This is a genomic window from Glutamicibacter sp. NPDC088483 (assembly GCF_044753145.1).
Taxonomy (GTDB): Bacteria; Actinomycetota; Actinomycetes; order Actinomycetales; family Micrococcaceae; genus Glutamicibacter.
In genome coordinates this window covers 277,536-297,789 of sequence record NZ_JBIVMP010000004.1, presented here as the reverse complement: position 1 = coordinate 297,789, position 20,254 = coordinate 277,536, and the positions used below count along the sequence as shown (strand labels likewise).

18 protein-coding genes are annotated in these 20,254 nt (G+C 55.9%); 3 read left to right on the top strand and 15 right to left on the bottom strand.

From position 1 onward, the window contains the following. Positions 1 to 1,164: a glycerate kinase gene (locus ACIP6G_RS10460; protein ID WP_400289902.1), complete on the bottom strand. Its 1,164-nt coding sequence runs from the start codon at positions 1,162 to 1,164 to the stop codon at positions 1 to 3. 243 nt (positions 1,165 to 1,407) lie between these two features. After that, complete coding sequence (locus tag ACIP6G_RS10455; protein WP_400289900.1) at positions 1,408 to 1,845, bottom strand: MarR family winged helix-turn-helix transcriptional regulator; 438 nt, start codon at positions 1,843 to 1,845, stop codon at positions 1,408 to 1,410. Positions 1,846 to 1,935: 90 nt separating this feature from the next. Between ACIP6G_RS10455 and ACIP6G_RS10450 the strand changes: the two genes are divergently transcribed. Next, positions 1,936 to 3,381, top strand: a complete 1,446-nt coding sequence (locus tag ACIP6G_RS10450; RefSeq protein WP_400289898.1) for an MFS transporter — start codon at positions 1,936 to 1,938, stop codon at positions 3,379 to 3,381. A 393-nt stretch (positions 3,382 to 3,774) separates the two neighbouring features. On the opposite strand, the gene ACIP6G_RS10445 is transcribed toward ACIP6G_RS10450, so the two are convergent. From ACIP6G_RS10445 to ACIP6G_RS10385, 13 genes are all read right to left on the bottom strand, one after another. Continuing rightward, entirely contained in the window at positions 3,775 to 4,548 is a 774-nt protein-coding gene (locus ACIP6G_RS10445) for a carboxymuconolactone decarboxylase family protein (RefSeq protein ID WP_400289896.1), read from the bottom strand. Positions 4,549 to 4,562: 14 nt separating this feature from the next. Then, positions 4,563 to 5,336 carry a hypothetical protein gene (locus tag ACIP6G_RS10440; protein ID WP_400289894.1) on the bottom strand — a complete coding sequence of 258 codons (774 nt, stop codon included), beginning with the start codon at positions 5,334 to 5,336 and terminating at the stop codon, positions 4,563 to 4,565. Between the two features lie 49 nt (positions 5,337 to 5,385). Beyond that, positions 5,386 to 6,213, bottom strand: a complete 828-nt coding sequence (locus ACIP6G_RS10435) for an SDR family NAD(P)-dependent oxidoreductase (protein ID WP_400289892.1) — start codon at positions 6,211 to 6,213, stop codon at positions 5,386 to 5,388. A gap of 107 nt (positions 6,214 to 6,320) precedes the next feature. Continuing rightward, positions 6,321 to 6,800, bottom strand: coding sequence for a cupin domain-containing protein (locus ACIP6G_RS10430; RefSeq protein WP_400289889.1), 480 nt, complete (start codon positions 6,798 to 6,800; stop codon positions 6,321 to 6,323). A 133-nt stretch (positions 6,801 to 6,933) separates the two neighbouring features. Next, on the bottom strand, positions 6,934 to 8,574 hold the full coding sequence (locus tag ACIP6G_RS10425) for a flavin-containing monooxygenase (protein ID WP_400289887.1): 1,641 nt from the start codon (positions 8,572 to 8,574) through the stop codon (positions 6,934 to 6,936). 265 nt (positions 8,575 to 8,839) lie between these two features. Beyond that, positions 8,840 to 9,670: an ABC transporter ATP-binding protein gene (locus ACIP6G_RS10420; protein ID WP_400289884.1), complete on the bottom strand. Its 831-nt coding sequence runs from the start codon at positions 9,668 to 9,670 to the stop codon at positions 8,840 to 8,842. Continuing rightward, a complete protein-coding gene (locus ACIP6G_RS10415) occupies positions 9,667 to 10,473 on the bottom strand; it encodes an ABC transporter permease (protein ID WP_400289882.1) in 807 nt (268 codons plus the stop codon). Before ACIP6G_RS10415 ends, ACIP6G_RS10420 begins: the two co-directional genes overlap by 4 nt. After that, positions 10,466 to 11,137 carry an ABC transporter permease gene (locus tag ACIP6G_RS10410; RefSeq protein ID WP_400289880.1) on the bottom strand — a complete coding sequence of 224 codons (672 nt, stop codon included), beginning with the start codon at positions 11,135 to 11,137 and terminating at the stop codon, positions 10,466 to 10,468. The genes ACIP6G_RS10415 and ACIP6G_RS10410 overlap by 8 nt, the downstream gene beginning before the upstream one ends. A gap of 184 nt (positions 11,138 to 11,321) precedes the next feature. After that, a complete protein-coding gene (locus ACIP6G_RS10405) occupies positions 11,322 to 12,293 on the bottom strand; it encodes an ABC transporter substrate-binding protein (protein ID WP_400289877.1) in 972 nt (323 codons plus the stop codon). A 273-nt stretch (positions 12,294 to 12,566) separates the two neighbouring features. Then, positions 12,567 to 13,358: an IclR family transcriptional regulator gene (locus tag ACIP6G_RS10400; protein WP_400289875.1), complete on the bottom strand. Its 792-nt coding sequence runs from the start codon at positions 13,356 to 13,358 to the stop codon at positions 12,567 to 12,569. A 119-nt stretch (positions 13,359 to 13,477) separates the two neighbouring features. Further along, on the bottom strand, positions 13,478 to 14,305 hold the full coding sequence (locus ACIP6G_RS10395) for a fumarylacetoacetate hydrolase family protein (RefSeq protein WP_400289872.1): 828 nt from the start codon (positions 14,303 to 14,305) through the stop codon (positions 13,478 to 13,480). A 45-nt stretch (positions 14,306 to 14,350) separates the two neighbouring features. Further along, positions 14,351 to 15,271, bottom strand: coding sequence for a VOC family protein (locus tag ACIP6G_RS10390; RefSeq protein ID WP_400289870.1), 921 nt, complete (start codon positions 15,269 to 15,271; stop codon positions 14,351 to 14,353). Between the two features lie 59 nt (positions 15,272 to 15,330). Further along, the gene (locus ACIP6G_RS10385; protein ID WP_400289864.1) at positions 15,331 to 16,938 is read right to left on the bottom strand and encodes an FAD-dependent monooxygenase; all 1,608 of its coding nucleotides are present in this window, start codon (positions 16,936 to 16,938) and stop codon (positions 15,331 to 15,333) included. A 166-nt stretch (positions 16,939 to 17,104) separates the two neighbouring features. On the opposite strand from ACIP6G_RS10385, the gene ACIP6G_RS10380 reads away from it, so the two are divergent. Both ACIP6G_RS10380 and ACIP6G_RS10375 read left to right on the top strand, forming a co-directional pair. Then, positions 17,105 to 18,043, top strand: a complete 939-nt coding sequence (locus ACIP6G_RS10380; RefSeq protein WP_400289862.1) for a LysR family transcriptional regulator — start codon at positions 17,105 to 17,107, stop codon at positions 18,041 to 18,043. Between the two features lie 370 nt (positions 18,044 to 18,413). Next, positions 18,414 to 19,799, top strand: a complete 1,386-nt coding sequence (locus ACIP6G_RS10375; protein WP_400289861.1) for an MFS transporter — start codon at positions 18,414 to 18,416, stop codon at positions 19,797 to 19,799. The last annotated feature ends 455 nt before the right edge of the window (positions 19,800 to 20,254 follow it).

Below are 20,254 nucleotides of genomic sequence, written 5' to 3'. Positions count from 1 at the left end.
CTAGCGCAGGAAGGTTCGGGCCACGCTGAAGGCGGTGCGTTCGGCCAGCTCCATGGTGTCTGCTGAAAGTTCTGCCAGCGTGGCCGGGCCTGGCGCAATCGAGTACGCGGCCAGGATTCCCGAGGCTTCCAGCTGCTCATCGGACAGTTGCACCGAACCGGCCACCACGATCACCTCGGCCTGTTCACCGGCAGCCTGCAACACCCCGGAGACGACTTTGCCGTCCAAGGATTGCGCATCCAGCCGGCCTTCACCGGTGATCACCAGCTCAGCGTCGGCCAGAATTTCATGGGCACCAAGTACCTTGGCCACCAAATCCCAGCCCGGCACCAGCTCCACCTCGAAGTAGGATCCTAGGCTCACCGCAATCCCGCCGGCAGCCCCCATGCCCGGCTGCTCACGCAGTGCCCGGCCGGTATCGGCTTCTAAAACGTCAGCCAACCGCGCCAACCCGCGGTCCAAAATCTGGACTTCCTTTTCGCTGGCGCCCTTTTGCGGCCCGAAGATCGCCGCCGCGCCTTTGGCACCCAGCAACGGATTGGTGACATCGCAGGCGATCTGCCAGCTAACCTGCCCTGCCCGGGCGTCCAGCTCTGACACATCGATCCGCGACAGCTCATTCAATGCCCCGCCCCCGGCCACAAGCCGCTCCCCGTTGGCATCGAGGAATTTCGCGCCCAGCGCGCTGAGCAGCCCGGTGCCGCCATCGGTGGTAGCTGAACCGCCCAGGCACAGGATTATTTGGGTGACCCCGAGATCCAAAGCGTGGCGAACCAAGGTGCCCAACCCATAGGTAGTGGCAGCCAGTGGCTGTCGTGGCACGTCGCTGACCTGTGGCAACCCGGCGGCCTCGGCAGCTTCCACCACGGCGATTTTTCCATCTGCCGACAGGCCCAGCCGGGAGGTGACAGGACGTCCCAAGGCGTCGGTGGTCTCCAACGGGATAGCTTCGGTCTCCCAGGTGTCGATCAGCGCTTCGAGGGTCCCCTCACCGCCATCGGCAAAAGGTACTGCGGTAATCTCGACCGCCCGAGACCGGCTAGCCGCACCCCTGCTAAAGCCCCGAGCCAAGGCCGCTGCCACCTCGCTGGCGCGGGCGCTGCCCTTGAAGGAATCGGGCACAATGGCCACATTGCAGGTCATCGGATGCTGGGTTGAAGTCATACTCACCAGCCTAGGCACTCTCGACTCCCGAGCCTATGGTCTTTTATCCATAGTTCGCCGGAGAACCGCGGCTGATTTATGTGCATTTCGCTGGGTCCGCGAACCTTCTCAAGTGCATCGCTAATAGCTAGCTCCGCCAAAGGAATGGCACAGAAAGCGGCATTAGAGTTTAAGACACCTCTTGAAGGTGCGAGTGATGATCGTAAAGATTCCCGTCGGATATTGCCCGGCGGGATTTCTTCTTTAACCGCGCTTGGACTCGCTGTATTCCTCGATCGAGATGTTGAAGCGATGCAGGTACTTGGCGAACTGATCAATGTCCTCGGGAGCCCAGTCCCCCATGATGCGTTCCAGCGCATTGATCGACAAGGCGCGCGCATCTCCAAGCTTCTGGTTGCCAATAGCGGTCAGTGCGATCTTCCGCGCCAGGCTGCCGTCCGGGTCAGTGACGCGTTGCAGATAACCTTCCTTGACTGCGTTGGTCACCTGCCGTTGTAGCGTGGAAGCATCCAGTCGCAGCGCATGGCTCAATTCTGCGATGGTCATGGCCCCATGGCTGTCAATCCGGCTCATCAATAAATAGACGCTGCGGTCCAGCCCGCCTGCTTGTCGCTGCTGGGCAATGGTGTACCGGCTGAGCATCATCTGCTCATATTCAATGTCCGCAATGCGCTGCTGCATTTCGCCCTTTCTTCGGCCTAGCTTTCCATCATACCCTCAATGTGTAATATACATATTGCATGTAACTTACACATACCTTGAAAGGTTCCCGTGTCCCCTTCCATCAAAGCCAGCGCACCCAGCTCCGGCTTCGTTGTTGGCGTCCTGGCTACGGCCGGCATCGCCTCATCGCTCACCCAGACCATGGTCACGCCGCTGATCCCTGAGCTTCCGAGCATCTTCAACACCACCGCCGACAACACCGCGTGGATCATCACCGCAACCCTGCTCGCCGCCGCAGCAGTCGTGCCGATCTCCGGCCGCCTAGGCGACATGTTCAGCAAGCGCAAAATGCTCCTCATTCTGGCTCTTCCGCTGATTATCGGCGGCTTGGTCTGCGCATTCGCACCCAATGTTTCGGTGATGATCATCGGCCGCGCACTGCAGGGCATGGGTTCGGGAATGGTGCCGCTGGGCATCGCAATGTTGCGCGATCTGGTGGACAAGGAAAAGTTGCCCTCAGCCATTGCCACAGTCTCAGCGACACTCGGCGTGGGTGGAGCCATCGGGTTGCCCCTGTCCGCCGCGATCATCCAGTTCTCTTCCTGGCGCGTACTCTTCTGCTTCGGAGCCGCGGTGACGCTGATCGTCGCCGCACTGATCTTTAAATTCATCCCGAATGCCGGCACCCCGGGTGCACGCCAGCGCTTCGACTGGCCAGGTGCCATCGGACTGGCCGCCGGCCTGATCAGCCTGATGCTCGGCATCTCCAAGGGCTCCACCTGGGGATGGAGCTCGCCGCTCACCCTGAGCACCATCATTGCCGGCGTCCTGCTGCTGGTGGCCTGGGGATTCTGGGAACTGCGCGCCACGGCACCACTGGTTGACCTGCGCACGGCCGCAGTGCCACGCGTGCTGCTGACCAATATCGCCTCAATCTTCGTGGGCTTCGGCATGTACGCCAGCATGCTGGTCATGCCGCAGATTCTGCAGATGCCTGATGCCACCGGCTACGGGCTGGGACAATCGGTCTTGGCAGCCGGCCTGTGGATGGCCCCTGCTGGCCTGATGATGCTCTTCCTCGCCCCGGTCAGCGGACGGCTAACCAGCGCCAAGGGTCCGAAGTTCACTCTGGTGCTCGGCATCCTGATCATGGCGGCAGGCTACTTGGTGGGACAGCTGGGCATGGGCTCGGCTTGGGGCCTGCTGCTCACCGGCGTGGTCATTAACAGCGGCGTGGCCTTCGCCTATGGCTCGATGCCGGCCATCATCATGGGTGCGGTTCCGCGCAGCGAAACCGCGGCCGCCAACGGCTTCAATACGCTGATGCGCTCGTTGGGCACCACCACCGGCGCTGCGGTGATCGGACTGGTACTGGCGCAGATGACCATCGACTTTGGCGGAACCCAGATCCCATCGTTGGATGGCTTCCACATGAGCTTCTGGCTGGGCGCTGGCATCTGCGTCGTGGCAGCCATTTTCGCGGCGCTCATTCCGGCTGCCGCCAAGCCTGTGGTTGAGCAGATTGACGCGAAATCGGCTGAGTCGAAGGCCTGATCTACCGAAAATGCGGCGCTACAGCAGGTAGCGCCGCATGGGTTCGGATGGCAGCTGGCACGCGCGGCACTCATGAGTTGCACGCATTCAACCGCCCAGCGAGGTGATAGCTGCAGGTGCGAGCTGGACGCAGGTGGGACTCAATTCACGTTGCGTCGCCAAGCTTGCGAGAGTTCTCTACATGCACACCACCGTGAACCTCGGCTTAGTGATCAAGGCGAATCATGCCCCAGGCTTGGTCGAATTTGATTTCAGCTAGTCGTTTGAGCGCATCCAGACTTCAAATACGTCATTCCATTCGGGCACGGCATTTCTGTTGCTCAATGCACTTCTATCCCTATTAAAACTGACTGGTCCCGCGATCCACCAAAGGTTCGCGGGACCAGATGTCGACTATCCGAATATTTCTCGGATAATCGGTGCTGCAGTACGTAAGCTTGAGATTCCAACAAGCGCAGTGATTTCCAAAGTTTCTACGATCTCTTCGAGGCTAGCGCCGTGCTTGAAGGCATTCTCAATATGCGGCCCGACACCTGCGGTAAACAGATGTGTAGGTGACAGATCAATAGCAATATAGATCAGTTCACGCAGTTTAGGAGTAAGATCGCCGTTGATCCATGGATGCGCTGAATAATCAGTGTAGGCCGCGAACCAATCATGGTCTACGCGCAGCAGCATCTCATTCATGCCACTCCAGTACCCACGCTTAGATTCAAACTTTTCTTTGGTCGCCAACTGCTTGTCACTGAGCTCGCGCCCGTCAACGAGCTGCAGGCCGCGAGATTGCGCAACCGATTCAACCTCAGGGAACCCGGTTACCACGGTATGCACGCCGAGAACCGAGACCAATTGGATTACTTCCAATGCCTGTTCACGGGTAGCACCAGCTTCACGCGCCTGAACAGCCGCGGTACGAATGCCTTCCGGATCAAGCGTCGTGACGCAAGCGCTGACAGCCAGAGAGATCAACGCGCGGGAGGCGCCGTCCAGGCGAGCCCTACGTTCAGGAACTCGGGCCAGGTCCAAATAGGCGGCCACGAATTCGGGATCGATTTCTACGGCAGCCTGCCAGTTTTGATCCAGTTCACCCACAAGCTGTTGAAGAGCAGCTGCGACCATTGCCTGTGCTTGAGCGGGAATTTCTTCGGCCAGGTTGTTCTGAGTCATCGTCGTGCCCCTTACTACTTGTTGTTTTCCGGTTTGCGGGCCCAGAACAACTCGATGCCCTTCCACTCCATGATCTGCGGGTTTTCAACGCGGTCGCCGAAAGCTTCACGGATTTCTTCGCCGGAGTAATACGGGATATCTGTTGGCAAGATCTGTTCGTAGAGCTTGTCGAACCACTGGCGGAAGTGAACATCAGAGTTGACCCGGTTGTGGAAGTTTGGTCCGTTGAGCACTGCCTCAGCAAGCACGATACGACGCCCTGGCTTGAGTACTCGCAATAGGTCTCCAGCGGTTTCCTCCCAATCATCGGCGTGCTGAGTTGACTGCAGGATGGCTACAGAATCGTAAGATTCGGAGTCCAGTTCGTCGGTGTAGTCCCAGCGCCAACAACCGGTCATGCCGCTACGTCCGCGCTTTTTGCTGTGTACGGCTTTGCGCCCGTCGCGGATGATTTCCACAACGTCGACACGCCCCTCGGGACCGGCTAAATCGCGCAGTTCACGATCCCAACCGGCTGGCTCGACGCCCTCGCCAATGAGCAGAATCTTGTCACCCTTGCGCACTTCAAGCAGGCCGTAACAGATCTCCGTAATAGGGCGGGCCAGCTCCTGCCAGATGTAAGGCAATCCGCCAGCTAGACGGATAGCCAGTTCCCAGATGCGACGCTGCTGTGGATCGCGAACGGCTTCACCAAGCAGTTCTACATCCCACTCCTGAACGTAGTCCCAGGGGTTACCGCCGCCAAAATTCTTTTCGCCGTAGGTCTTTGGCTCATATGACTTTTCCAAGATGGAATCCTTACTGCGTTGAAAGACTAATTCGTCAGACTCGCCACGCTTAGCGCAGCATCCGTCCGCCATCCATGACGATAGTTTGGCCGGTGATATAGGTGGATTCGCCCGAAAGTAGGAAAGTCGCGGCATAGGCGGTGTCCCATGACGTACCAAAACGTCCGATCGGGATGTTGATCTGATTTCGCTCTGGACGCTGACGACCTCCCTTACGTCCCAGCGGGGTATCAATCAGCCCTGGCGCGAGGATGTTGCAACGGATACCACGGTTAACATTTTCGTTCGCTACGTGATTACGAATGCCCTCCAAAGCAGCCTTGGAAGCACTCATGGCTGGTACACCACCGGTTGAGGTGTAAGCAGAGGTTGAACTGATCAGCACGACGGAACCACCCTGGTTCATGAGCGGCAGGGCCGATTTGCACGCTAGGAAGTGAGATCGGGCGTTCACCGCAAAAACGGTATCCCAAGTTTCGGCACTGGTGCCGGCCATCTTGTGCCCACCATCGATTCCTACGTTAAGCACCAGACCGTCCAGTCCGCCCATCAGCTTGTGAGCCTCCTCGACGATGCGCTGGACTTCTGCTTCCTTGGTGGCGTCTCCTACTACTGCGAAGGATTCAACACCCTCATTCTGCACATATTTAACGGTATCCCGGGCGCTGTTCAGATCCAGATCGGCGACCGTCACGGCGGCGCCTTCGCGTCCGAACAAAATGGACATGGCTCGCCCGTTTCCGTGCAATTCTTCGTCGTTACCATAGTCGGCTTGGCCGCCACCGACAACAAGGATTTTCTTGCCTAGAAGGCGGCCTCGCCCTGGCGCATGCCCCAGTGCTTCGGCGGAAAGTTCGAGCAGGTTGTTCTCGCTCATGGGTAACGGTCCTTTCGAGCTGTGGCGCAGTGGCGCCTGAAATATGAAAAGTGGGGTGTGCAGCCTCTATATGACTGCACACCCAGGTTTCTCAAGAAATGAGACGCTTAATTAGCAGGTGGCAACACTTCGCCGTTGATCTCTACCGGAGCGGCATCGAGCAGGACGAAAGCAACCTTCGACATCGAATCGGTAGCATTCCTCCACGTATGGATGGTTCCTCTCTGAATCGCGACATCGCCAGCCTTCACAACAGTCTTTTCCCCGTTGTCCAGCTCCAATTCCAGTTCACCCTCCAACACGATCGCGTAATCTAGCGAGTGGGTTCGGTGGTGCTTGGACTCTGTGTGCGGGAACATGCTGACGAACTGCAGCACCGACCCTCCTGGGGAGACTCGGCGCACTTCACGCAGTGCACCATCAAAATCGTCATTGTTGTCCGAAGGGAATTCTGCGGTGGTCCAAGGAACAACCATTTCAGCTTCGGTACCAAAAACCTTGGTGTCTAGCACGCTATCCGACTTGATAATTGCGTTGCCTTCATTGTCGTGACCGGTAACGACGCGACGGACGTTGAGATAAGCCATGGGGATCTCCTTTACGAGAATGTGTCTCAGGGGCGGAGCCGTGAGAGTCAATTGTCTATACTTTGTGTGGGTCGTCAGCCGTTGTTTTGTGGCTTTGACTGGCAACCCGTTCTCTGCTGGGCGCAGCGATTTGCTATGCCGAAGCGGTAGCGGATTCGAGGGCAGCTCCTAAGGTGAAGCCTTCGAATCCGTTTGCTTCGTGAGCTTCCAAGACTTCGCGGTATTTCTTGACCCCATCGAGGTAGGTCAAGAAGTACTTCGGACGAGGCTTTTCAGCGATGTTGGCACCCGACCACCATGATTCGGTCTTCAGCAGCAACGTTGCTTCCGCTTGCTTCTGGACCATGTCGGCCCATTTGAACTCCGCTTCGGCAGTTGCCTCGACGCGATCGATTCCCTGCTCAACCATGTGGCCAATCATGCGTGCGGTCCAACCCACATTGAGTTCGATGCCGAACAAGAAGTTAGCCATAACTGAAGGGCTCTGGGGGCCTTGGCACATGAACATGTTGGGGAAGCCTTCCGTGGCGATGCCCAGATGTGCCATGACCTCGGCGCCGTTCTTCCACTTCTCGCGAAGGGTCTGGCCGCCGACTCCTCGAATGTCCATGTTGAACAGGGTTCCGGTAACAGCATCGAACCCAGTAGCGAAGATGATCATGTCCAGCTCATAGAAGCCATCCTTGGTCTGGATTCCGTTGGCAGTAACCTCGACGATTGGTTCTTCCTTCAACGCAACGAGATCAACGTTTTCGCGGTTGAAAGTTTCGTAGTAGTTGTCAGCCTTGATCGGGCGCTTGGTTCCAAAAAGGTACGTTGGCATGAGCTTGCGTGCCGTTTCCTGATCGGTAACAATCTCAGAGATCTTGTCGCGTACGAACTGCGCGGCGAAACCATTGGCTTCCTCATTCGACGTAAGGTCGTTGTAGGTCGCTAGGGCGAATGCTTGGGCTCCATACTCCCAGGCAGCTTCGAAGACTTCCTTCCGTTGTTCCGCGGTGTGCTCAAATGCAGAACGGTTAGTGCTAGTTCCTGGCGCTCCGAACGAAGAGTTCTTCATTTCCTCGACCAGAGCTTCCAAATTCTCCTTGCGCTCGCGAACAACATCCTCGCTTAGCACCATTTGCTTAGCCGGTGTGATGTACTGCGGGGTCCGTTGGAAGACGACCATGCGATCGACCTTTTCCGCGATACCTCCATTGCAGATCACCTGTGCGCCAGAGGAACCTGTACCAACGACTGCGATCTTCTTGCCAGAGAACTTAATGTCTTCGTGTGGCCAAGTCGCCGTATGATAAACCTCGCCCGAGAAGCCCTCAAGCCCCGGCAGAGTTGGGACATTGGCGGTCGAAAGTGGCCCAGAAGCGGTTACAAAGAAGCGACTGGTCAGAACCGTGCCGTCGTCGAGGCCAACTTTCCATGTATTGCTTTCTTCCTGGAAGTGGGCGAAAGAAACAGCCGTTTGGAACTGGATATCCTTGCGCAGGTCCAAGCGATCGGTGACATACTCCGCGTAGCGCTGGATTTCCTCGCGAGGAGCGAAGCGCCGCGACCACGTCCAGTCGTTGTACAGAGCCTTGTCGAAGGTGAAGCTGTAAGAAATTGTTTCGGTATCGCACTGCAGACCCGGGTAGCGGTTCCAGTACCATGTACCACCGACGGCGGTTCCACGCTCAAAGACGCGAACAGTCAGACCCTGTTCACGCAGACGGTGCAGCATGTAAAGTCCGGAGAATCCGGCACCTACAACAATCGCATCCAAATCAGTCTTCACGATGTTTCCTTTCATAGGATTAATGGCCTCATGGCTTTGGCTTCTGCGCCGAGCCGGAGGAAAGTTCTATGACAGACAAGACGAGTTCAATTCCCGTCGCCATGCGCCTACATACAACTGTGATTCACCGCATAAATAAAATGAAGTACTTATTTTGGCATCCACTAATACCTAAAGATTCATAATCGGCGATGGGTGGGCAGAGCTCTGGAGGGAACCTGCCAATGGCAGGTTCCCTCCAGATGTTGTTACTTCATCAGTACTTTTAGATCGTGGGGGCTTTGGTCCCCGGATGGTTCTGCGTGAAAATTTGCGAAATGATCTGCTTGCGATACTCTGCAAACTTGGGCTGGGAGCGGGTCTCGATTTGATTACGTTCCGCACCCAAATCAATGTCCAAAACCTGCTTGACGTGAGCCGGTGGACCGCCCAAAATCGCCACCCTGTCTGAGATATAGACCGATTCGTCAATGTCATGTGTAACGAAAACGGTCGTCATGGAATGCTGCCGGTGGATGCCACGAATCAAGTCTTCGAGGTCTAGGCGGGTTTGCGCATCAACCGACGCGAACGGCTCATCCATGATCAACACGTCCGGACGATAGGCAATGCCACGGGCGATAGACACGCGTTGCTGCATACCTCCGGAAAGTTGCCAAGGGTATTTCTTTCCAGCCGCAGATAGTCCTACGTCGCGTAGCGCTTCGTTGACCACCTCGAAAGCGTCTTTTTTCGCCATGCCGCGAGCCAGCAATGGCAGAGCCGCATTCTTTTCAACACTCATCCAAGGCAAGAGCGAACGGCTGTAGTCCTGGGAAACCATGGCGATTTCCTTCGGTGGTTCGGTGACGAGATTGCCATTGACTTTCACCGAGCCGGCGGTGGGTTCCATAAGTCCGGACAGGCATCGCAACAAGGTGGTTTTGCCGACGCCGGAGGGCCCGACGATTGAAACGAATTCTCCGGGATATACGTCGAGAGTGACGTTCGCGATAACGGTGTTGGTCCCGAAGGATTTGCTCAGCTGCTGGATGGACAAAGTAGGTTGCACAGTTTGCTCCTGATTAATGGTCCAGGCGGATGTTGTATGCATCATCGGGTTGCCTCCCGGCGACCGCGGTGCCATGCCAGCAGCCTGTATTCGACCAGACGTACTGCAAGGTTGGCGAGATAGCCGATGACGCCCAAAAGGATGGTGGCCGCCCAAGTTTCGGAGATCGCAAAGGTCTTCTGGGACATGGTGAGGTAGAAGCCGATGCCTTTGGTGGCGGAAAACATTTCGCTGGAGACCATGACGATGATCGCCAGCGATACGGACCAGCGAATACCAACCATGATTTGTGGCATTGCTGCGGGTAGTTTGATGAATCGCCATACCATTGAGGATGGAATTCGGTAGCTGCGGGTCATATCCAGCAGTGCTGGTTCGACCGAGCGTACGCCTTCGACGGTGTTCAGCAATACTGGCCAGAGCGCGGCGAAAGCGATAAGCCAGATCTTTCCGCTGGAGCCGATGCCGAATACGGAAATTGCTACTGGAATCAGTGCGATCGGCGGAATGGCTCGGGAGACTTCCAAGAACGGCCGCGTCGCGCGGTCAAGCTTCGCTGAGGATCCAATGAAGGTTCCCAACACGACGCCGACGACCAATCCAAGGCCCAGCCCCACGCCGAGGTTAGTCAGTGAGGGAAGGATATGCTTAGCTGCATCGCCAAACAGGATGTCCTGGAAGAACACCGTGAGCATCTGTGACAGCGGGATCCAGTACTTGTCAGTGCTGGAGGCCGAGGATACCCACCAGGCGGCGAGCAGGAGCACCGGTAGCCACAGCTCCCAAACCAGCAATTTGGGCCAAGGAATCCGCTGGGTCTTGGTGGGTTTAGTTGCCAGGCTAGTCATTAGCGGGCCTCCGTGATGAGTGCCAGTGGAAGAGTTTGTTTTCGCCAGTGACCACGGCTGTGTTCACGATGACCGCCAGTACGGTAGTCCAAACCACATAAGCGAGCAGCAGGATTGAATTGCCGACTTCTTGGGCGACAGCCATTCGGTAGCCAAGGCCAGAGATACCGCCGATTAGTTCGATGCCCAAAACCGCGAATAGACCTAGGACGCTGACCACACGCAGCCCACTGGACAGATAGATCCCCACACTGGGGACTAGGATCCACTTGAAGTTTTGCCAGGTTGAGAAACGGAAGCCGCGACCCATATCTGCGGTAACGGGGTCGATATCTTTGACGCCCTGGGTGACTTGCACCGTCAGCGGCCAGATGCAGGCAGCACCAACCAATATGATTTTCAGGTCTTGACTGGCACCGAGCAAGATCAAGCCAAGCGGAAGGAGGGCAACAGTGGGGACCGCGCGGACAACATCGATCAACAGCTTGGAAGAACCATCGGCGAATCGATTGCGTCCCAGGAAGGCTCCGAGTGGGACGGCTATGATCGCTGCCCCAAGGATGGACAGCGCCCAACCGTACACGGTTTGCCACATGGCAACCCAGAAGGACTTCTCCGCTAGAAGTTCAATGGCTTTGGGGAAGACTTTGGTCGGTGGCGGCAAGACCGAGGCGTCCAGTACGCCGCTGCGTGAGAGTGCTTCCCAAGTCCCAGCCGCTAGGAAAAATACGCCAAGTTGCGCGAGTCGCAGGGGAAGCTGCGAAGCGGTGCGTCGCGTGGTTTTCGAAGCTACGCGCTGTGTTTGGAGAGTCAATGTACTCATGGTGTTCTCCTAGATGACCCGGCTGCTATTTACCGGTGAGATCAGTAAGCACGCTGGCCGGATCGATCTCCTGGTTGATAACACCGTAGGTTGCGAGCAGGTCTGCCATTGGCTGGAGATCCGCTGCGGTCAAGGTGCGCTGGTAAGCAGGGATGCGCATCGTATCGGCAACATTCTGATCCAGTCCCTGCTCCACGGCGACCGCGCGCAGGATAGCCGAGTCCTCTTCGATAAGCGCTGCTGCTTTGTCCATGGCGCGAAGGAAAGCCTGGGCGTCGTCAGGACGGTCCTTGGCGAAGTCATCAGAAACGAACCAGGAGAACGCGAGGAGGTTGCCCGACTTTTCAGGGTATTCCAGAACTTTGGCGCCGTCGGACAGCGCCACAGTCAGGGACGGGTCGGTCATGACTGCGGCTTGAATTTCTCCTCCCTTCAAGCTTTCCCACTGCTGCCCCGAAGGAATCGCTACGAACGTGGTGTCATCTTTGCTGATGCCGTCCTTATCCAAGGTTCCAAGCGCATCAAGGTGCGGTGCATTCAGTAGGTTTGAGACTGCTAGCGTCTGGTCTTTGAGCTGGGAAACATCGGTAATGCCCTTCGACGGATCGATCACGATGCCACGCAGTGCCTTGGCGGGATCGGTTGAAGAGACGTCGGAAAAGGGCAGGATTTTGACCGACATCCCCTGGGCGGCTGCGGTCAGTAGTTCTGCTGGACCAGAGCCACCTATGTCGAGGGTGCCGCTTTCCATGAGGGCTACCTGCTGGGAGGCGCTGGTGACGTCGGTGAGTTCCACATCCAGGCCCTCCTCATCGAAAAACCCCCTTTCTTCGGCAACCCGGGCTGTGTAGAAGTGCGCGATTGGTGCGGCGCCGACGCGGACCGTGCTGGAGTTTGTTTCGCTGCCGCTAGCGTTGCTTGAGCTGGAGCAGGCGGCTAGAGAAAAGGCAGCAACGGCGGTGAGCGCGAGTGCGACAGATGTGATGGTGCGGGACATCCCGACCTCCTGAATGTGAAAGGGTGGTGGTCCTAGCGGCGCTGGGTCAGATAACCAATCAGCCGGACGCAAAAATTGTCATGAATTGCAGATCGCCTATCTGCTAAGCAGGACAAGATGAAAGCTATAACTCATGGATGTGACTGTCAACACACTTCGTTTGGGGATTGCGGTAGCGACCTGCCAAGCAATGGGTTTTTGAATACAAAAAAACGCCGCGACATGTGTAAATACGTGTCATGGCGTTAATTTGGACCAGTTTGATATGGGTGTTTAGCCGGCCGCAATTTGTAGTTTGGAGCTGATCTTCTCGGCACTCATACGTAGTGCTCGGATAATTTTTAAACGCTCAATCTGATTGACGCGGCTACCCAATGCAACTATGCTCAAACCCGCGGTCACTCTGCCCTCGCCATCAAAAATTGGTGCAGCCATGCCTAGTGCATCGGTGTCGACTTCAGCATGGGTCATGCAATATCCGACTTCTCGAATTTGGTGTAGACGTTCGATCAGCTCATCGGTTGTGGTGAGCGTCTTGTCAGTAAAGCGCGGTCGCTGAATGGATTCAAAGAGCGCACGAGCCTCAGCGTCATCGAGCCAAGCCAATAACACCAGCGCCGAGGCACCCGCAGTCAAGGGGAGCTGGCTGCCTCGCTCGTAGGAGATCCGTAATAGCTGCCCGAGGGGGACTTCTCGCTCAAGGCAGACAGCTGCAGTGCCAGCCCGGCGCGTTAGCAGGACAGTCTGGCCGACCTGATCACACAGCTGGCGCATGATCGGCAGCGCTATGTCAGACAGGCCGAATCCCTGACGTGCGAGGTGAGCTAGCTCTAGGATCCGCAGCCCAAGTCGGAAACCTCCAGTAGGAGACTCTTCTATGAACCCTCGAGAAACCAGCGACTCAAGATAGCGGTAGGCGGTAGAGCGAGCTACTGACAGAGCAGTTGCTACTTCGAGAGCAGACACCGATAGTTTGGTTTCGGTGAACATGTCAAGGATTGTCAGGGCTCTGTCGGCGGTACTATTACGGTCGCGGTATCCGCTGGAGGAAGTCTGTGGGTCCATAGTCCTTAGCTTAGCTGTGAGGTTGAGGCCTTCAACGCACGCTGCCCCCTGCCTCAACGGCTAAGCCGTGGAGGCAGGGGGCAGAAGTACGATATTGCGATGGGGATTCTAAGCGCCTACTAGACCCGCTCGGCGACGACCTTATTGCTGACGGTCCCAACACCTTCAATGGTCACTGAGACGGTATCGCCGTCCTTCATGAACAGCTGGGGGTCGCGGCGGTATCCGACGCCCGACGGGGTTCCCGTAAGGATTACGTCACCCGGCTCCAGAGCCGTAAACTCGGAAACGGTGGCGATCAGGTTCGGGATGCTAAAGATCAGATATGAAAGATCTGATTCCTGCACAGTCTGCCCGTTCAGCACCGTCTTGATGCCGGCTTTGCTCAGGTCCACTTCGTCCGGAGTGACAACGAAGGGACCAACCGGAGTTGAATTGTCCCAGGCCTTGCCCTGCATCCACTGGTGGGTCTTGTACTGGTAGTTGCGCACCGTCACGTCATTGGCCGCGGCGTAGCCCAAAACATGGTCCAGCGCGTTACTTTCGGAAATGCGACGTCCACCCTTGCCTATAATGACCGCCAGCTCACCTTCATAGTCGAGCTGGGTAGCTTCCGGAGGAAGCTGAATCTCTGCATCTGAGCTGATCAAGCTGGAGGAATACTTTGGGAACATGACCGGGTAGCTCGGAAGTTCACGATTGGTTTCTGCTACATGCGACTTATAGTTCAAGCCAATGCAGAGAACCTTTCCTGCTTCGGGAGACGCGCTACGCAAAGCCACCTGGGACACCGCTACTGCTTGGTCTTTCAGACGTTCAGCGGTTGCCAGGACCTCAGAGGGGGTGCTGGAATTAATACTCTCGATGCCCTGCAGCGGCACCAGTTGGTCACCGAAAACCTCACCGACGAAGTTCTGACCCTGATAGATGTAATTGGCGTACGCCATGGGATATTCTCCTGAATTTTATGAAATGGATGGTGCGAATTCTGCTTAGCCCGATACCTTGCGCCAGTTCGGCAATTGGCCGCCCCAGAGGTTGACGCTGACAGGGGTTGGCTCCCAGCGACGGGGTACGTAGGTCACTCGGTCGTCGTAGAACTTTTCCATTTCCGCGGATAGCTCGATGTGGTTGCCAGCAGGATCATCGAAGAATACGAACAGATTGTTGCCTGGCCCATGGCGTCCTGGCCCCCAGGCTACAGGCACATCTAGTTCAGTCAGGCGGTCGCACCATGACTTAAAATCTTCCCATTCAGCGAGGTCGTAAGAGTAATGGTCGATGTCACCACCCTTGCCAGTGAAAACAACGGCCAGTGTGTGATGATCTTTGTCAGAACGCAACCAGCAGAAGTTTCCATCGTGCAGTTGATCTGAGATGCGGAAACCGACAAGTTTGGTGTAGAACTCTACAGTTCGAGCCACGTCGGCGGTACCGATAGTGGTGTGCTGGAACTTGATAGGACGACGGCCTGGATCGGCTGCATTCTCGCCCTGGCGCTGGACCTGCGAATGGAAGTGCACCTCTGTGCCATCTGGGTCGGTGAAGACAATTCCCTTGGCCACCCCCGACGGTTCAGTGATGAAGGAAGGGTCTAGGTCCTTAACTTCATGCCCTGCGGCCAGCAGGCGTTCGCGGATGCCTTCAATGCCGTTTTCATCACGAACTTCAAAACCGTAGTGCGCCAGTGATTTCTCCCCCTGAAGCAGGTCCAGAACGTGGTGGCCGGTGCCCCAACCCATGCGCACGCCGTTTTCAATTTCGGCATGACGCACCAAACCCAACACGCGATTGTAGAAACGCTCGGCGGCGGCAACGTCGGGGACGTAGAAGCCGATGTGGGAAGTGGCGGTTTCGCGTAAGGTGCCTGCGGCACCAGTCTCTTCAAGGATGACACGTGCAGGACGTTCCATGATATTGCTCCTTTGCTTTGGACTCACAGAGTCTAGAAAATGAGTGGGTTAGTAAAGTATTAGCGAGGCGTGGTAGCCAGCACCTGATCTGGCAGCTGAAGCGTGCGGGCTTGGGTCAACAGGTCTGTTGTTTGTTCAGGTGAGAAAACTGCCGCGATGAAGTGATCCGGGCGAACCAAAACAAACTTTCCACCAAATCTTTCGAACTCGCGGTAGAGCGATCCATCAAGATCGATCAGTAGACCGTCTGTTTGGGCATCACGTGGTTGCACGTCACCGAAAGGGATGTACCAGCGGGAAGCTCCGAAGACGCGGGCCAGCTCCTTGACCTGTTCCCAATCTTCGACGGTGACATCTGCTCCGAACAGCGCCCACCCATTACCAACAACGTGATCCAGTCGGGCGGTGCGCCTTGATTTCGCATCGAACACCAGAGGTTGGCCGATCGCCACGCCCGCGTCTTCAGTCAGGGACAGTTTCGAGTCGTATTTGGCCAGCGGTCGGTAACGCATTTCCTCGAAGTAAGCCAGCCCCTCAGCCGAGGCGATGGTTTGCTTGATCGCCGCGTCTCGGTGACGGGCAACCCGTTCATTGGTGGTCATTACGACGCTGCCTAACCGAACGGACTGCGCAATGATTGCCGCAGCGTGTGGCTTGCGTTCGAGCTCATAGGTATCCAACAGCGAATCCGGTGCCTTGCCATTGATTACCTCAGCGATTTTCCAAGTCAAGTTCGCGGCGTCGCGAATACCCGAGTTCAACCCCTGCCCAGCGAACGGTGGCATCATATGAGCTGCGTCGCCAAGTACGAAGAACTTTCCCGCACGGTAGCTGTCGGCGTTGACTGCATTGAAACGATAGTTCACCGAACGTTCAAGTTGATGCGGTTCTATCTCGCGATACGGGGCGACTAGCTTCTTTACCAGCTCAATATCCGGTGCATCGCCAGGCTTACCTTCCCCCTCGAAAAGACGGAATTCATAACGACAACGACCATCCAGGCCTGGCACGATAACATGCGGCCGTCGCGGATCGCCGTGGTGCATACCGTAACGCTCGGTATGTGGATCCTCCAAAGTATCAGCTACCAGCCAGACGTCTGAGTAACTGCGACCGCTCATCGCGTTGTCCATAGTCTTTTCGCGAACTACTGAACGTCCCCCGTCGGCGCCCAGTACATACAAGGCGCTGATGGTTTCTTTCCCCTGCGGTCCTTCAACAGTGAGGTAGGCGTTTAAAGCATCCTGATCCACGTCAACGACCCGGGTGTTGTATTCAACGCTTACCAGCTCATGCTCGGCCAAGCTCTGGGCCAATACACGTTCCAGATCAGGCTGAGCGAAGGGATTCTTGAAAGGGTGACCAAGACGGTATGGCACAGCGCCACGAGCTTGGAAAACCGGATTGTTTTCCGAGTCATAGTAGCGGGTTCCAGTACCTGGAACGATGATGCTGGAGACCGCTTCGTCTATGCCAGCCTGCTGATAAGTGCGCAGCGCCTCATCATCGATGCTGATGGCCTTGGGCTCGTTGCTGGTGCCAGCGTTCATTTCCAGCACGATGACATTGATTCCGCGGGAGGCTAGAAGGGCCGCGGCAGTCATACCGACTGGCCCAGCGCCGACCACGACCGCATCGGCGGACCGGGAGACCGTACGTTCGTTCATGTGATTGTCCTCTCTCGAACTTGCTCGGATTCAGCATAGGAAAATGATGTCCTATTTTCAAGGGCGATAGTAGCGAAATTCAGGACAGCGCGAAAAAAGTGGCGATATGACGCGAAGAATATGCCAAGAAAATATTTAATGACTGGCTCATCTATACTCAATCAACATGGATGTCAGGAATGCTCAAGCCTTTATCGCCGTCGCCGAAGAGCTGCATTTCGGTCGCGCTGCAGCCCGTTTGCATATTGCCCAGCCACCGCTAAGTCGGCTAATCCGCCAATTGGAAAGCGACCTCGGGGTCCCCCTATTTCAAAGAAATACGCGAAAAGTCGAGCTCACTAGGCAAGGCCAAGCCTTGCTCGAACCCGCAAGGGAGCTAGTGATGCTTTCCCAGCGCATGAGGGAAATCGTGAAACAGGCAGACCTCGGCGAGACGGGTCAAGTCAGCTTGGGCTTCGGCGAAGCCGCAGCGAACCCGATCGTGGGTGAACTAGCGCGTCGAGTACGGCATGATTACCCGGGGATCAGCCTAGATCTGGTCAATTCCCAGTTCTGGCACATGGGCCTCGAGAAACTCTTAGACGGTCGACTGGATTTGCTCATTGGGCGCTGGGACCAAATTCCGGCGGAGGTCGACTCGTTTGTCATCTCCTCAGAAGATGAGCTGATTTGCCTGCCCGACGACCACCCCCTAGCTCAAGCCTCCAGCGTTTCACCCATCGATCTAGCCCAAGAACCATGGGTGGTACTTCAAGGCGGCAACTCGCATCTGCCAAACCGCATCAATCAGCTTGCGCGATCTGGCGGGTTCATACCTCGCGTGGTGCAGATGGCTCCGGACTCTTCCACGCTAATGATGCTTGTAGGCGCCGGCATCGGCATCACCATGACGCTGGAATCCATTCGAGACAACCTTCCATCGCATGGCGTGGTCTTCAAACCCGTCATACCGCGCAATGAGCCCTTGCAGGTACGCATGATTTGGCGGCGGGAAGAGACTAACAATGCGATCCACAGAGTGATCGACTTAGCACGCGAGCTCTCTGGGGGTCAAATATCCCCAGCACGTCTTTACCAATCTGGTATTACTGACGGTCAGAAATAGTACTTGTCTTATTCTGTGCTTGGCATCACAGTTGATTCAGTGAGGTTGAGAAATAACAAGCAGGCCTGATGCATCGAAGGGGCCCGCCGGCAAGATGGTTAAGGCATACGGTGAAGGATACCGGTGTCTCTAGACCACGAGGCTGGCACTTCGGTTCACTAAAACCTGTTCAAACGGGAAAGGACCCGCAAGGATTCCGGTCCCTAGCCAAATCGCTCCTCCACGAATTCTATAAACCAATGGTTCTGAAATAGCACAATTTTCTAGACTACAAGCGCTCTGATCCGAGATATCTTCCTCGGGACCAAGTTCGGCACCGTCAGCGTTTGATTCTTAGCTATTTCGAATGCCTTCGAGGAAGAAGCTCCCCTTGGAAAAAATAAACCCTGCAGCACTGATCCAGGATGCCAAGTTCAACAAGTTTCACCTGGGATTGGCGTCGCTCAGCTTCCTGCTGATTGTCTTCGACGGTTACGACGTAGCAATTTATGGTGCGATTACACCCACCCTGATGGATGAATGGGGCATCGACGCGGTCAAGGCCGGAACTATCGGAAGTGCCGGGCTCTTTGGCATGCTGATCGGTGCTTTCATTTTTGGAACTTTGGCCGATAAATTGGGCCGCCGTCGCATAATTCTCCTCACCGTCGGACTGTATAGTTTCTTCACCGCGCTTTGTGGATTCGCCCAAGAACCGCTGTTCTTCACAGTATGCCGTTTCATCGCTGGTATGGGATTGGGCGGCGTCATGCCAAACGTCATCGCCCTTCTTTCAGATTTCTCACCCAAAAAGCATGTTGCCACCATCACGACTTTTGTCCTCACTGGTTTTGCAGTCGGCGGATTGTTAGCACCGGTATTGGGCATCTTCATTATTCCAAATTTCGGTTGGGAATGGTCCGTATGGATCGCAGCATTCCCGCTAGCCCTACTGCCCTGGATCGCTAAGACAACACCAGAATCTTTCGCCATACTGGAAAAGAAAGGCCGTCAGACCGAAATCGCAGCACAGGTTCGTCGCATTCTCAAGGATTCCTTACCATCTCCTGATCATGTGTTTATTGTCGAGGAACGTTCTAAGAATGCGCTTCCTATCTCGGATCTCTTCAGCGAGCGACGTGGTGCTAGCACCATACTCTTCTGGGTTGCATTCTTCTGCCATCTGATGTTGGCCTACGGCATCTTGAACTGGTTGCCGAAAATTATGATGGAGGCTGGATTTAGCTTGACCAGCTCGTTGACCTTCTTGGCTTTCTGGCAGATCGGCGGAATAGTGGGAACGATTCTAGCCGGGCGATTGGCCGACAAGTTTGGCGCGAAGAGCATTGTCATATCCCTGTACGCCATCGGCGTGCTCGTGATTATCGGAGTGGGCTTAAGCAAGAGCGTTGTGCTGACCTTTGCCCTCGTCGCCTTGGCTGGCGGCACTATTACCGGTGTACAGAATCTGGTTCAGGTCTACATCTCACAGTTCTATCCTCCCTTTGCTCGCGCTACCGCGCTCGGCTCGGCGTCAAGCATCGGTCGTCTCGGAGCCATGGTTGGCCCAATCCTAGGTGGCATGTTGCTAACCAGATCTTTCAGTAGCGAAGCGATCTTCTTCAGTTTCGCAATTCCGGGCATCTTTGCAGCCCTAGCCATCTTGCTAGTAAAAAACAATCGCGGATATCACGTCACCTCGGCTTCACCGAGGGGAACCGATTTGTCCAAGCCGGCAAAGGAATCTGCCCCAAGTATTAAAGTTTCTAGAGACTGACCATAAAGGAGTCAGACTATTCGTGGCCGCTGCAACACCTGACTTTCAGGGGTACAGTGGCCATGAAACGGTTAACCGCTGCAGTTCGGCAGCACCGTATTTGCTCGTGCGCTTAATGATCTGTCCGGCATTCAACAACAAGCCAAGCGACTTATAGAACGTGTCAATAGGTGGCCGTTAATTCCCAAAGTTTTCGATTAGGCTATGAAACTCCCCGATACCTCAACCACGCTTCTCGGATCAGACTGCGCATCAAAATTATGCTGTTTGCATTGCTGATCTTGGCTTCAATGACCTTAGCCTTGTGCCTGGCCCAGAGCGCCACTTTGTTGAAGCCAGGCTTGTTCCACAAGCCGTACGTTTCATGCCCCCTATGGGCCCCGGCTTTCAAGGATCCCCATTTGGAACTGACTCCCATTCGCACCTAACTCGATTAGAAGGTAGCGTGCACTATT

What these genes read in the sequence shown, in the direction of transcription:
- ACIP6G_RS10460 (WP_400289902.1), bottom strand. Translation starts at nt 1,164, where the DNA reads ATGACTTCAACCCAGCATCCGATGACCTGCAATGTGGCCATTGTGCCC.
- ACIP6G_RS10390 (WP_400289870.1), bottom strand. Translation starts at nt 15,271, where the DNA reads ATGGAACGTCCTGCACGTGTCATCCTTGAAGAGACTGGTGCCGCAGGC.
- ACIP6G_RS10455 (WP_400289900.1), bottom strand. Translation starts at nt 1,845, where the DNA reads ATGCAGCAGCGCATTGCGGACATTGAATATGAGCAGATGATGCTCAGC.
- ACIP6G_RS10415 (WP_400289882.1), bottom strand. Translation starts at nt 10,473, where the DNA reads ATGACTAGCCTGGCAACTAAACCCACCAAGACCCAGCGGATTCCTTGG.
- ACIP6G_RS10420 (WP_400289884.1), bottom strand. Translation starts at nt 9,670, where the DNA reads ATGATGCATACAACATCCGCCTGGACCATTAATCAGGAGCAAACTGTG.
- ACIP6G_RS10405 (WP_400289877.1), bottom strand. Translation starts at nt 12,293, where the DNA reads ATGTCCCGCACCATCACATCTGTCGCACTCGCGCTCACCGCCGTTGCT.
- ACIP6G_RS10435 (WP_400289892.1), bottom strand. Translation starts at nt 6,213, where the DNA reads ATGAGCGAGAACAACCTGCTCGAACTTTCCGCCGAAGCACTGGGGCAT.
- ACIP6G_RS10385 (WP_400289864.1), bottom strand. Translation starts at nt 16,938, where the DNA reads ATGAACGAACGTACGGTCTCCCGGTCCGCCGATGCGGTCGTGGTCGGC.
- ACIP6G_RS10395 (WP_400289872.1), bottom strand. Translation starts at nt 14,305, where the DNA reads ATGGCGTACGCCAATTACATCTATCAGGGTCAGAACTTCGTCGGTGAG.
- ACIP6G_RS10400 (WP_400289875.1), bottom strand. Translation starts at nt 13,358, where the DNA reads ATGGACCCACAGACTTCCTCCAGCGGATACCGCGACCGTAATAGTACC.
- ACIP6G_RS10380 (WP_400289862.1), top strand. Translation starts at nt 17,105, where the DNA reads ATGGATGTCAGGAATGCTCAAGCCTTTATCGCCGTCGCCGAAGAGCTG.
- ACIP6G_RS10445 (WP_400289896.1), bottom strand. Translation starts at nt 4,548, where the DNA reads ATGACTCAGAACAACCTGGCCGAAGAAATTCCCGCTCAAGCACAGGCA.
- ACIP6G_RS10430 (WP_400289889.1), bottom strand. Translation starts at nt 6,800, where the DNA reads ATGGCTTATCTCAACGTCCGTCGCGTCGTTACCGGTCACGACAATGAA.